Source organism: Micromonospora sp. DT231, assembly GCF_049847025.1.
Lineage (GTDB): Bacteria > Actinomycetota > Actinomycetes > Mycobacteriales > Micromonosporaceae > Micromonospora.
In genome coordinates this window covers 160,598-172,814 of sequence record NZ_JBNCNO010000006.1, presented here as the reverse complement: position 1 = coordinate 172,814, position 12,217 = coordinate 160,598, and the positions used below count along the sequence as shown (strand labels likewise).

Here is a 12,217-nt window from a genome sequence, read left to right as displayed (position 1 = left end):
CCGGTGGCCCGGGTCGTTGTCGACCCGGGCCACCGGTGTACCCGGCGTCGGCCGGGTCGAGCTGATCGGTGACGGGCCGCCGGCCCGTCGACCCGTTCAGGAGTTGGGACGCTTGCCGTGGTTCGCGGCGCTCTTCTTACGAGCCTTCTTCTTCCGGGACTTCTTCGCCATGCTGACCTCCTCGTGATGGGGGCGGACCTGTGCTGCCCACGACCTCGGCGCCGGTGTGGCCACCGGCGGCCCGGCATCGGGTCCGACCCGCTGATGGTAGTGCGGTCGACACCTGCGGCCTTTCCCCGGGGCGGGTGCGCCATCCCGGCCGTGCCGCTGCGCGCCCACCGGCGGACGTCGCATGATTGGATACGTCGGCAGGCACATCGCGAAAAGGGAGGGCCCGGACATGGCCGAGGAGATCCGCGCCGAGATGGTGGCGAACGTCTGGAAGGTCGTCGCCACGGCGGGTGACACCGTGGCCGAGGGCGACACCCTGGTGATCCTCGAGTCGATGAAGATGGAGATCCCGGTCGTCGCCGAGTCCGACGGTGTGCTCGAGCAGCTCGCGGTCCACGAGGGCGACGTCGTGCAGGACGGCGATCTCATCGCGGTGATTGCTTGAGCGGGGTGCGGGTTCGTGCGGCCGAGCCAGCCGACTTCCCGACGGTGGCCCGGCTGACAGTTGCCGCGTACGAGGCGGACGGCCAGCTCAAGGGCGAGCACGGGTACGGCGAGGTGCTTGCCGATGTGGCGACCCGGGCCGCCAGCGGCGCGGTGCTGGTCGCGGTCGACGAGGCGACCGAGGCGGTGCTCGGCTCGGTGACCTTCGTGCTGCCGGGCACCCCGTACGCCGAGCTGTCCGGGCCCGGCGAGGCGGAGTTCCGGATGCTCGCGGTCGACCCGGGCGCTCAGGGCCGGGGTGTCGGCGCGGCGCTGGCGCAGGCGTGCGTGGCGCGTGCCGTCGAGTTGGGTTGCGCGGCGCTGGTGATCTGCGTGCGGGCCGGGATGGCCGATCCGGCGCACCGGCTCTACTCGCGGCTCGGGTTCGTCCGGGCACCGGAGAAGGACTGGGCGCCGGCGGCAGGCGTGGACCTGCTCGGTCTGCGACTGGACCTGACGCGCGGCTGAGCCGCCGACCGGTCAGCCCAGACCGGCGGGGGGTCGGCCGTCGTCGCTCGCGTCGGGATCTGTGCCGATGGCGGCCAGCAGCTCGTCGGCCACCTCCAGGGCGAGCTTGCGGCGTTCGTCGTCGCTGATGTGCGGCGCGCGGACCGCGAACCAGCTCGTGTGTACCGCGAAGATCGACAGCGCGGCCCGGAGTTGGGCGGCGGGGGACTCGTCGCCCCGGCAGAGCGCGTCGGCCAGCTCCAACATCCGACCGCGCATCTGTTGGCCGGCGGAGAGACTCTTGAGTGCGGTCTGGTTCTGCTCGAAGAAGCGCATCACCGACGGCTGCGTGCCGTCGAACATCGTGTCCGCGTACCGGGAGATCAGCTCGCGGCGGGTGGCCAGCGTGGCGGGCTGCGTCGCGGCCCAGGCGTTCAGCTCGTCCATCCCCTGCAGCCGGTCCTCGACGAAGCTGGCGACGATGTCGTCCTTGCTCTTGAAGTGGTAGTAGAGCGCGGCCTTCGTGACGTTGAGGCGCTCGGCGATCTCCCGTAGCGAGGTCTTCTCGTAACCCTGCTCGGTGAAGAGTTCGAGCGCGACGGCCTTGATCCGCTCCCGCGTCCCGCCTGTGCTCTCCCTCACTCACGCACTCCTATCGGCTTGACCGTGGCTTCCTACCCAACTTACCGTACGGCTAGTAAGGTGACTAGCCGGGCGGCAAGTAAGTGCGACAATCACTCGGGGGAGCTTACCCATGACACAGGCAACCCAGACCGGCGTACGACCCAACAACATCCGGGTCGTGCTGTTCGGGCTGATGATCGCGATGATGCTCGCGATGCTCGACAACATGATCGTCAGCACCGCGCTACCGCGCATCGTCGGCGAGTTCGGCGGCCTCAACCACTTCACCTGGGTGGTAACCGCGTACGTCCTGGGCACCACCGTGTCCACCCCGATCTGGGGCAAGCTCGGTGACCTCTACGGCCGCAAGTCGGTCTTCCTGACCTCGGTGATCATCTTCCTCGTCGGCTCCGCCCTCTGTGGCATGGCCGGCTCCGGGATGCTCGGCGGCCCGCAGGACGGCATGGTCCAGCTCATCGCCTTCCGCGCCGTGCAGGGCCTCGGCGCCGGTGGGCTCATGGTCGGCGTGATGGCGATCATCGGTGACCTGGTCCCGCCCCGCGAGCGTGGGCGCTACCAGGGCATGATCGCCGGCATCATGGCGATCGCCATGGTCGCCGGCCCGCTGGCCGGTGGCTTCATCACCGACCACCTCTCCTGGCGGTGGGCGTTCTACGTGAACCTGCCGCTGGGTGGGATCGCGCTGCTCGTGTTGATCACCACGATGCACCTGCCGAAGTACCGCACCGAGCACCGGATCGACTGGCTCGGGGCCGGGCTGCTCTCCATCGGCATCACCGCGATCGTGCTCATCACCACCTGGGGCGGCAACGAGTACGACTGGACGTCGCCGCAGATCCTCGGCCTGGCCGTGCTGGCCGTCGTCGCGCTGGCGGCGTTCGGCCTGGTGGAGCGCCGTGTCCAGGAGCCCATCCTGCCGTTGGCGCTCTTCGCGAACCGTAACTTCGCGCTGATCTCGGTGATCGGCTTCCTGCTCGGCTTCGCGATGTTCGGCGCGATGAACTTCCTGCCGCTCTACCAGCAGACCGTGCAGGGGGCGTCGGCGACCAACAGCGGTCTGCTCCTGCTGCCCCTGATGTTCGGCATGCTCGTCGTCTCGCTCGTCATCGGCCGGGCGATCACCAAGAACGGCAGGTACCGGGCGTACCCGATCATCGGTGGCGTCGTGATGACCGCGGGCATGGCGCTGCTGTCCATGCTCGACACCGACACCAGCAAGCTGATGTCGTCGCTGTACATGGTCGTGCTGGGTGTCGGCATGGGCTTCCTGATGCAGACGTCGATGCTGATCGCCCAGAACAGCGTCGAGCAGAAGGACCTCGGTGCGGCAAGTGGCGCGGCGACGTTCTTCCGGTCGATCGGCGGCTCGTTCGGCATCTCGCTGTTCGGCGCGATCTTCGCCAGCCGGCTGGCCAACTCCGAGGGCGGTCGCGCCTTCGGCGGCGAGTCCGGCGGCGCCGGGATGGACCTGGAGAAGCTCAAGGACCTGCCCGCCCAGGCGCGCGAGCTGGTGCTCGGCGGTCTCTCCGACGCGATCTCGCACGTGTTCCTCTGGGCGGTGGTGTTCACCATCGCGATCCCGGTGCTCGCCTGGTTCATCAAGGAGATCCCGCTGCGCACCGCCAACGAGGCGCCGCCGCAGGCCACTCCGGAAGAGGAGGCCGAGATCGCCCTCGGCAAGGCGGCCCCGGTCGCCTGACCCGCACCCCCCGTGCCGCGCCGCGCCAGCCCCTACGGGCCGGCGCGGCGCGCTGCTTTCCCCGCGCTCCCGCGCGGCACGCTGCCCTCCCCGCGATCTTGCACTTTCTGTTCCGACATAAGCCCCTGTTCCCGACAAAACGGCAACAGAAAGTGCAAGATCGCCGGGGCGGGTGGGGGCGGGGCGGGCCGGGCCGGGCCGGGCCGGGCCGGGCCGGGTGGGTTAGGGGCGGCGGGTTGTTAGGCGTTGCCAGAGGCGACGGAGGGGGTTGCGGGGGCGGGGGAGCCGGGAGGACCGCGTGTCGAGCAGTTCGGTGGCCAGTGCCGCCGTGGCCTTGTCCAGCTCCGGGACGGCGAGCGCCAGGTGGGCCAGCGAGACGGCGATCGGCACCGGCCGGGCCCGAGCGACGGTGGCCGCGTCGGCGAGCCGCTCCGCCACCACCCGTGCCACGTCCGACCGTACCGAGGGATCCACCCAGGCGGCCGTGACCAGGGCGAACAGTGCCGCCTCGGTGACCCAGTCCTCGACGTCCCAGATCAGGTCGAGCAGCACGCGACGCCGGGTCGAGCTCTCCCACGGCTCGTCGGTGCGGTGGTGCAGCAGCCCCAGGCACGCCCACACCTGCACGCCACGCACCCAGATCGACGGGTCGTGGGCGGCCAGCAGCCGACCCACCGCGTTGGCCGGCGCCGCCGGCGGGTGCACCAGCAGGCCGAGCAGGTCCGCCACGTCGAGGCCGGCGAGGCCCACCGCCGCGTCGTACGCCGCCGGTGGGTGCGGCCACGCCGGGTGGGCGAGCTGACCGATCCGCTCGACAGCCGTCGCCGAGGGCGCCGGGAGTGCGGGCGTGGGGATGTTGTCCGCGTAGTGCCACAACCGTTGGGCCGACGCCCGCCGGGGCTCGCGCGGGTCCGGCTCCGGCGTGCCGACGATGTCGATCCGTAGCCCGGGGGCGGTGGACGTCGCCGTCCGGACGGCGCTGGGCGGCGCCGCGGCGGGCAGGCGGACGGCGCTGCCGGACCCGTTGTCGTCATCGGCCACCGCCTGGCGCAGCGCGTCGACGAGTGGGCCGCCGGCCGGGGTCAGTTGGCCGAGCCAGGGTCGGCCTCGGCAGCACTGGGCCAGGTCGCCGTGCTCGTGGCTGTCGTCGGGGTGGTCGCGGACGAAGTCGGCGAGCGCGACCAGGTGGGCCAGGTCGCCGTCGCGCAGGTGCCGCAGCCGATGCGCGGTGTGCACCGCGCAGTCGAAGGACGGGTCGCGCGCCAACGCCCGCTCGGTCCACTCCAGCGCCTCGTCCAGCCGGCCGATCTCGGCCAGGGTGCCGGCGATGTCCGCGTAGATCGCCAGGTCGTCGGGGTCCAGCTCGACGGCCCGACCGAGGGCGGCGAGGCCGTCGCGGGTCCGGCCCGCGCTGCGGTACGCGTACCCGAGCCAGACCTCGCCCATCTTCGAGGGCTGTGCGCGTACCCCTCGGGTGGCCCAGCGCACCGCCAGCGCGGCCTCACCGAGACGCCGGGCCAGCGCGGACGCCGCGCCCAGCAGCAGGCCGTGCTCGGGGTGGACGGTGGCGGCGTTGCGGGCCAACAAGAGGTACGGCGCGAGGGCGCCCCGGTCGGCCCGTGGCACCGGGTCCGGCAGCGCGGCGCAGACCTGCATGAGGACCCGGGCGATGTGCTCCGGGTCCAGCCGTTCGGCCAGTTCGGGCGCGGTGACCCAGGGCACGCCGGCCCATTCGGTGCCGGGCGCGTACGAGGTCGCCGCGGCCAGCAGCTCCAGCCCCTCGGCGGGGCGGCCGGCGGTGGCGAGCAGATGGGCGCGGGCGACGACCGCGCCCACGAAGGTGTGGTGGTTGATCGGGAAGAGGTTGAGGCCACCGCCGCTGGCCGCGGCGAGTCGGGCCAGCGTCTCGTGCACCTCCGGGAGGGTGGGGGCCTGCGCCAGCGCGCCGGCGAGGTGGCCGGCGGCGTGGTGCAGGTCGCCCTCGTCGAGTGCCAGCCGGGCCAGCGCCAGCTCCTCCGTCGCGGAGAGCGCGGGGTCGTCCGTTCCCTCGGGCACGTCGTCCTCTCGTCGCGGGGCTGGGGTCGGGTGCACTCAAAGCTTAGTTGATATTGAGATCAACTGGTGATCACCTGCGCAGTCCTGCTCGTTCAGCCGCTGAGATACGCTTAAAAGCGCAAGAGTGAGCAAGAAGCGCGCGGCAACCGCGCAGGGGGAGGGATTTCCGTGTCACATGCAGGGGCTGGAATGGCCGCCGACATCGACGAGCAGCCGGCTGGCTACGCCCGCCTGCTCTCGGCCGCCAACGCCGCCGAGATCGCGCGGGTGGCGGCGGTCATCGCCGAACGTCGCCCACGGCACGTGGTCTTCACCGCCCGGGGCACCTCCGACCACGCGGCCCTCTACGGGGCGTACCTGACCGAGATCCGGCTCGGTCTGCCCGCCGGGCTCGCCTCGCCGAGCGCCGTCACCCTGTTCGGGGCCCGCCCCGACCTGTCCGACGCGCTCGTCGTCGGGGTCAGCCAGAGCGGTGGCTCACCCGACCTGGCCGAGGTGTTGCGTGCCGCCCGCGCGTCCGGCGCGCTGACACTCGCGGTGACGAACGCGCCGGAGTCGCCGCTCGTGGACGTGGCCGAGTTGAGCGTCGACATCGCCGCCGGGCACGAGCGGGCGGTCGCCGCCACCAAGACGTACACCGCCGAACTGCTCGCGCTGCTGATGCTCGTGGAGGGCATCCGGGCCGGCGACGGCGTGCTCCCCGCGGCCGAACGGGAGATGCTCGACGCGCTGCCCGAGTTGGCCGAACGCACCCTGGCCGACGACACCCCCGCCCGGCTCGCGCCGCGCTACCGGTTCGCCCGCCAGTTGGTCGCCACCGGCCGGGGGTACGCCTACCCGACCGCCCGGGAGGCCGCGCTGAAGCTGATGGAGACCTCGTACCTGCCGGCGCTCGCCTTCTCCGGCGCCGACCTGCTGCACGGCCCGCTCGCGATGACCGACCCGGAGGTCCCGGTGCTCGCCGTGGTGGGTTCCGGGCCGGGGGGACGCGCGATGGGCGAGGTGTTGCCCCGCCTCGGCGAACGCCGCGCCGACGTCGTGGTGGTCGGCTCCGCCGACGTGCCGGGCGCCACCCGGCTGGCCGTCCCCGAGGTCGACGAGCGGTACGCCCCGCTGTTGGACATCCTGCCGTTGCAGCGGTTGGCGCTGGCCCTGGCGCTGGCCCGAGGCGAGGACCCGGACGCGCCGCGCGGGTTGAAGAAGGTCACCGCGACGATGTGAGGCGCGGCGTGGCACCCTGGTCACCGTGTCAACGCTGCGCGACCTCGCCGAGGAGCACACCCATCTCCGTCCGGCCGACATCGACCACCTGCACCGCATCGCCGGCGACTGGCAACTGCTCTCCGATCTCTCCTTCGCCGACCTGCTGCTCTGGGTGCCGGTCGACGCCGACGGCACGTTCCTGTGCGTCGCCCAGGTCCGCCCGACCACCGCACCCACCGCCTACCAGGACGACCAGGTGGGGCGGATCGTCGGCGGGCCGGAGGTGGCCCACCTTCAGGTGGCGTACTCCCAGGGCCGGATCTGGCGGGAGGGCGACCCGGTCTGGTACGGCGACGTGCCGGCCCGGCACGAGGCCATCCCGGTCCGGCTGCGGACCGCCGAGGGGGAGGCCGGCGAGGTGATCGCCGTGGTGGGACGGGACACCAACCTCTCCACCGCGCGTACCCCGAGCCAGCTCGAGCTCAACTACCTGACCACCGCCGACGACCTGGCGCAGATGATCGCGGATGGCACGTTCCCGCCGCCGCGGCATCCCGGCGAGACCACCTCCGCGCCCCGGGTCGGCGACGGCCTGGTCCGGCTCGATGCCGGCGGCAAGGTCACCTACGCCAGCCCGAACGCGCAGTCCGCGTACCGGCGGCTGGGTTACGCCTCCCACCTGGTGGGCGAGGATCTGGCCGCGCTGCACCGCCGGCTTGCCGGCGATCCGCTGGACGGCACCGAGGCGGCGAACGGCATCCTGGCCGCCCTGCGCGGCGAGGCGCCACCGCGCCGGGAGATCGACGCCCGCGGTGCCACGATGCTCACCCGGGCACTGCCGCTGATGCCCGCCGGGGTGCCGATCGGCGCGCTCGTGCTGGTCCGGGACATCACCGAGGTTCGCCGCCGGGATCGAGCACTGATCACCAAGGACGCCACCATCCGGGAGATCCACCACCGGGTGAAGAACAATCTCCAGACCGTTGCCGCGCTGCTGCGGTTGCAGGCCCGCCGGGTGGCCATGCCGGAGGCGCGGGTCGCCCTGGAGGAGTCGGTCCGCCGGGTCGCCTCGATCGCCCTGGTGCACGAGACGCTCTCCATGTCCAGCGACGAGGCGGTCGAGTTCGACGGCATCGTCGACCGGGTGGCCAGCGCGGCGACCGAGGTCGCGGCGACCGAGGTGAGCGTCGGCATGCGTCGGCGGGGCAGCTTCGGTGTGCTGCCGGCGGAGATCGCCACCTCGCTGGTGATGGTCCTCAACGAGTTGTTGCTCAACGCCGTCGAGCACGGCTTCCCGCCGGCCGACGAGGCGGACGAGGCCCCCGCGCCCGCCCCCGGTGCGGGCCTGGTGCCGCCGGTGGCGCCCGAGGGTGATCCCGCGACCCGGCCGGAGGTGGTGGTCTCGGCGCACCGGTTCCGCAAGATGCTGCACGTCTCGGTGACCGACAACGGGCGCGGACTGCCGCCGGACTTCGACGCGGAGCGCGCCAGCCGGCTCGGCCTCCAGATCGTCCGGGCCCTGGTCACCGGGGAGCTGCGCGGCACCATCGAGCTGCGAGCCGGCGCCACCGGCGGCACCGAGGCCGTGCTCGTCGTCCCGCTGGCCCGCAACGCCCACGACGGTCGCTCCCAGGCCTGACCGCCGCGCCCCGCCGCACGGCCGCCGTCCGCCCGGTGGTCGCGGCCTGACGGGCTGCCGACGCCAGCGGCCGTGGCTCAGCGGCCGGGGCGGCTGGTCAGCAGGGCGACGGTCAGGCCGGGGCGCGGCCAGACCTGGGCGACGGTGAAGTCGGCGCGCAGGGCGTCGCCCTTGACGCCGGTCACGGCGGCCAGCGGCTCGGCGTGCCGACCGGAGATCACCAGCCACACACGTGTCGTACCGGCCAGGCACTGCGTCGGCTGGGGGCACTCGGCGGCCCACAGGTCGCCCCGGCGGACCTCGTCCTCGGTGACCAGCACGTCGCGTGGTGGGTCGTCGAGGTGGTACTCGATGCCGAGGTCGAGGAAGAGCCAGCTCTGCCGGGGCGAGTAGACCACCGCGTCGCCCGGCCGCTGACCGTCGGCGATCACCCGCGCCGCGCCCGCGTAGTCCACCGGCGCGCTGCGCGGCCATTCGTGGGTGCGCCGCAGCGCCGTCTGGTCGGGAAGGCCGAGCAACCCGGCCAGGACCACCACGGCGAGCGCGGCCGGCGGGGCCACCGCGGCCACCGCGGCACCCGCCAGCAGGCAGGCGAACGGCACCACGAAGACCAGGTACCGGGGCACCCACAGCGGTACGACCTCGCCGGCCGCGAAGAGCAGCAGCACGGGCAGCAGCACCGCGCTCACCGGCAGCAGGGCGCGCCGCCCGAGCCGGGCCGCGCCCAGCGCGGCGACCCCGACCAGCAGGCCACCCACCACGCTGCTCTGTGCCACCCCGCCGGGCAGTGCGGTCAGGTCGTCCAGGCGGACCAGGTGCACCCAGTCGAGCTGTCGGGACCGCTGGGCCCGGGCCTTGAGCAGCAGGGGAGCGACAAGCAGCGCGGCCGGCACCACGGCGACCACCCACCGCCACACCCGCCGGTCCCGCTCGTCGGCGCGGTGGTGGCGGGCGGCGACGCCGGCCACGGCCGGGCCGCGCCACCAGACGAGCAGGACGACCAGGCCGTGCGCGGCGAGCAGGGTGAGCGCGATCAGGTGGAGGAGCCCGAGGGCGGCGACGGCGGCGGCGTACCCGGCCCAGCGGGCCCAGCTCGGCCGGCGCAGCGCCGCCACCAGCAGCAGGGTGGCGAGCACCGCGAGCATGGTGGCCAACGCGTACGGGCGGGCCTCCTGCCCGTAGCGGGACGTGCCGGGAAGGACCGCGAACAGCAGCCCGGCGAACAGGCCCGTACGCCTGTCGACCAGGCGCGCGCCGAGCACGGCGAGCAACCCGGCCGCCACGGTCATCGCCAGCACGGCCGGCCCGCGCAGGGCGATCGTGGAGTCGCCGACGATCGCGGTCCAGCCGTGCATCAGCAGGTAGTACGGCCCGGTGGCGGCGTCGATGGTGCCGGCCAACCGAGCCAGGTCCTCGGGTGACCGGCTGGCCGCGCTCCAGGTCGCCAGCTCGTCGCGCCAGAGCTGGGCCGAACCCAACCCGGTCAGGGTCACCGCCAGGGTCAGCAGCGCCGGAGGAACCCAGACCGGTACGCGGCGTAGCCGGTCCCACGCCGCGCCGGTCGACTCGGACAATCTGCCCACGTCCCGAGCCTGCCACGGTCCTGCCGTTCGTGGTGTCAGGCGGCCGCAGGCGGTGGGCGCCAGGCGGGCATGACGTCGTTCGGCCGGGCCGTCTTCGCCGGGTCACGCTCGACGAGTTCGCCGAGGACGGCATCGATCCGCTCCATCAGCTCGTCGTCCAGCCGGACCGCGGCCGCACCGGCGGTCTCGGCGAGCTGCTCGGGTCGGGACGCACCGACGATCGCGCTGGCCACCGTCGGTCGGCGCAGCACCCACGCCACCGCCAACTGGGCCATCGTGCAGCCGGCGGCATCGGCGATCGACCGGAGCTGACGGACCCGGGAGAGCAGCAGATCCGATGAGTAGCGGGCGATGAACGACCCGCCGAAGCCGTCGGTGGCCCGGGAGTCGGCGGGCGGTCGCCGGCCGGGCTCGTACTTGCCGGTGAGCACGCCCATCGCGAGGGGCGCCCAGGCGAGCTGACCCAGCCCGAGTTCCGCGCTGGCGGGCACCACCTCCGCCTCCACCACCCGCCACAGCATCGAGTACTGCGGCTGGTTGGCGATGAACGGGACGTGCAGGTCGGCGGCGAGCCGCAGGCCCGCACGCAGTTGCGGGGCGGTCCACTCGGAGGCGCCGACGTAGAGCACCTTGCCCCGGCGGACGAGGTCGGCGAAGGCGAGCATCGTCTCCTCCAGCGGCACGCTGTCGTCGTACCGGTGCGCCTGGTAGAGGTCGACGTAGTCGGTGCCCAGCCGGCCCAGCGAGGCGTGGCAGCTCTCGATGATGTGCTTGCGGGACAGTCCGGAGTCGTTGGCCCCGGACCCGACCGGCAGGAACACCTTCGTGCACAGCTCGATCGAGCTGCGCCGGACGCCACTGAGCGCCTTGCCCAGCGCCAGTTCGGCCCGCCCCTGGGCGTACCGGTCCGCGGTGTCGAAGGTGGTGATGCCCGCTTCCAGGGCGGCGGCCACGCACGCGCCGGCCGCGTCGTCATCGAGCTGGTTGCCGTGGGTGACCCAGTTGCCGTACGCGACCGCGCTGACGCGCAGGCCCGACCGGCCCAGTTGCCTGTATTCCATGGCTCGGATCCTCCGGCGGTCGTGCGCTGTCGCCGAACCGTTCGAACGTGGTCGAATCTGTCGGTGATCGAGGTTCGGTTCACGCCTGACGACCTGAGTCGGGTCCGGTTCGTGCACTCACCGCTCGCCGAGCTGGTGGCCAGTTCCTGGGCGCTGCGAAAGCCCGCCAAGTACTGGATGCACCGGCCCTGGCGGGAGCGTGCCGAGCGGCTGCTGCCCGGTGCCGGCCTGGAGCCGCTGCTGGCGGTGCTCACGTCGTCCAACGGGTACGTGCCGGACTTCCTCACTCCGATCGGGGCGGCCCCGAATCTGGCGGCCGAGCTACGGGCGGTCGCCGGCACCGACCCGAGGAGGGTACGGCGGCAACTGGACCGGGCCGGTGCGCCCCGGCTGGCCCCGGCCGAGCTGGTCGCGCAGCTCCGTCGTTACTTCGCCCTGTTGATCGCGCCGGACTGGCCACGGCTGCGGGCGCTCGCGCTGGCCGACATCCGGCGGCGGACGCTCCTCGCCGCCGAGCAGGGCGGTCGCACCCTGCTCCGTGAGCTGCACCCGTCGATCCGTTGGGACGGCACGGCACTGCGCGTCGCTGTCGGCACGACCCGGCCGGCCGAGGTGGCCGGTTGCCCGTGGACGCTGCTGCCCACCTCCTTCGCCGGGCCGACGGTGCACGCGATCATGGAGGGTGACGCCGGGCCGGCGCTCTGCTATCCGCCCGTCGGGTTGGGCGGGCTGTGGACGTCGCCGCCGCCCAGCGCCGCGCTGGGCGCGCTGCTCGGCGGTACGCGGGCGGCGGCGTTGTCCCTGCTCGACACACCGCTGAGCACCGGCGAGGTGGCCGCGATGTTGGGTCTCGCGGCGGCGACCGCGTCGCACCACCTCACCACGCTGCGGGACAACGGCCTGATCGCCGGCGTACGGCAGGGGCGGGTTGTCCGCTATGCCCGAACCATCCTCGGTGACCAACTCGTCGGCTAGCCCTGGCCCGTGATGTGGGATCCCGCACGTGGACATTGGCCGGGCCTCATGTCGTGTGGCAGCATGGTCGGCATGACCGCCGCTGTCGTCCGCCGCTTCGTGGCCCGTCGCCACGTCGATTACGGCCGCGTGCGCAGCGCGATCTGTCCGGCTTCCTGACGACGCCCGACCAATCTGTCTCGGGTGCGCTCCGCGCCGGCTGTCTGAAGACACCGTTGTCCCGCCCGCTTCCGCCGGGCCGGCCGTCGCGCCCCGC

General features: G+C 73.1%; 11 protein-coding genes. 6 read left to right on the top strand and 5 right to left on the bottom strand.

From position 1 onward, the window contains the following. Positions 1–96: 96 nt before the first annotated feature. Complete coding sequence (locus ACPXBU_RS17710; protein WP_369814844.1) at positions 97–171, bottom strand: 50S ribosomal protein bL37; 75 nt, start codon at positions 169–171, stop codon at positions 97–99. A gap of 229 nt (positions 172–400) precedes the next feature. Here ACPXBU_RS17710 and ACPXBU_RS17705 point away from each other — a divergent pair, with 229 nt between their 5' ends. Next, positions 401–616, top strand: coding sequence for a biotin/lipoyl-binding carrier protein (locus ACPXBU_RS17705; RefSeq protein ID WP_357403262.1), 216 nt, complete (start codon positions 401–403; stop codon positions 614–616). Then, complete coding sequence (locus ACPXBU_RS17700; RefSeq protein ID WP_425758863.1) at positions 613–1,122, top strand: GNAT family N-acetyltransferase; 510 nt, start codon at positions 613–615, stop codon at positions 1,120–1,122. The genes ACPXBU_RS17705 and ACPXBU_RS17700 overlap by 4 nt, the downstream gene beginning before the upstream one ends. A 12-nt stretch (positions 1,123–1,134) precedes the next feature. On the opposite strand, the gene ACPXBU_RS17695 is transcribed toward ACPXBU_RS17700, so the two are convergent. Beyond that, complete coding sequence (locus ACPXBU_RS17695; RefSeq protein ID WP_393371968.1) at positions 1,135–1,743, bottom strand: TetR/AcrR family transcriptional regulator; 609 nt, start codon at positions 1,741–1,743, stop codon at positions 1,135–1,137. A 112-nt stretch (positions 1,744–1,855) separates the two neighbouring features. Between ACPXBU_RS17695 and ACPXBU_RS17690 the strand changes: the two genes are divergently transcribed. Continuing rightward, positions 1,856–3,445: an MDR family MFS transporter gene (locus tag ACPXBU_RS17690; RefSeq protein ID WP_393371966.1), complete on the top strand. Its 1,590-nt coding sequence runs from the start codon at positions 1,856–1,858 to the stop codon at positions 3,443–3,445. A gap of 222 nt (positions 3,446–3,667) precedes the next feature. On the opposite strand, the gene ACPXBU_RS17685 is transcribed toward ACPXBU_RS17690, so the two are convergent. Next, positions 3,668–5,500, bottom strand: a complete 1,833-nt coding sequence (locus tag ACPXBU_RS17685) for a tetratricopeptide repeat protein (RefSeq protein ID WP_425758862.1) — start codon at positions 5,498–5,500, stop codon at positions 3,668–3,670. Between the two features lie 189 nt (positions 5,501–5,689). On the opposite strand from ACPXBU_RS17685, the gene ACPXBU_RS17680 reads away from it, so the two are divergent. Further along, positions 5,690–6,721 (top strand): SIS domain-containing protein, encoded by a 1,032-nt coding sequence (locus ACPXBU_RS17680; protein WP_393371961.1) that lies wholly within the window; start codon positions 5,690–5,692, stop codon positions 6,719–6,721. Positions 6,722–6,746: 25 nt separating this feature from the next. Beyond that, positions 6,747–8,342 (top strand): histidine kinase N-terminal domain-containing protein, encoded by a 1,596-nt coding sequence (locus ACPXBU_RS17675; protein WP_393371958.1) that lies wholly within the window; start codon positions 6,747–6,749, stop codon positions 8,340–8,342. Positions 8,343–8,419: 77 nt separating this feature from the next. Here ACPXBU_RS17675 and ACPXBU_RS17670 read toward each other — a convergent pair whose 3' ends face one another. Next, positions 8,420–9,925 (bottom strand): glycosyltransferase family 39 protein, encoded by a 1,506-nt coding sequence (locus ACPXBU_RS17670; protein ID WP_425758861.1) that lies wholly within the window; start codon positions 9,923–9,925, stop codon positions 8,420–8,422. 35 nt (positions 9,926–9,960) lie between these two features. Beyond that, positions 9,961–10,986 carry an aldo/keto reductase family protein gene (locus tag ACPXBU_RS17665; protein WP_425758860.1) on the bottom strand — a complete coding sequence of 342 codons (1,026 nt, stop codon included), beginning with the start codon at positions 10,984–10,986 and terminating at the stop codon, positions 9,961–9,963. Between the two features lie 63 nt (positions 10,987–11,049). Here ACPXBU_RS17665 and ACPXBU_RS17660 point away from each other — a divergent pair, with 63 nt between their 5' ends. Beyond that, positions 11,050–11,961 (top strand): ArsR/SmtB family transcription factor, encoded by a 912-nt coding sequence (locus ACPXBU_RS17660; RefSeq protein ID WP_393371951.1) that lies wholly within the window; start codon positions 11,050–11,052, stop codon positions 11,959–11,961. The last annotated feature ends 256 nt before the right edge of the window (positions 11,962–12,217 follow it).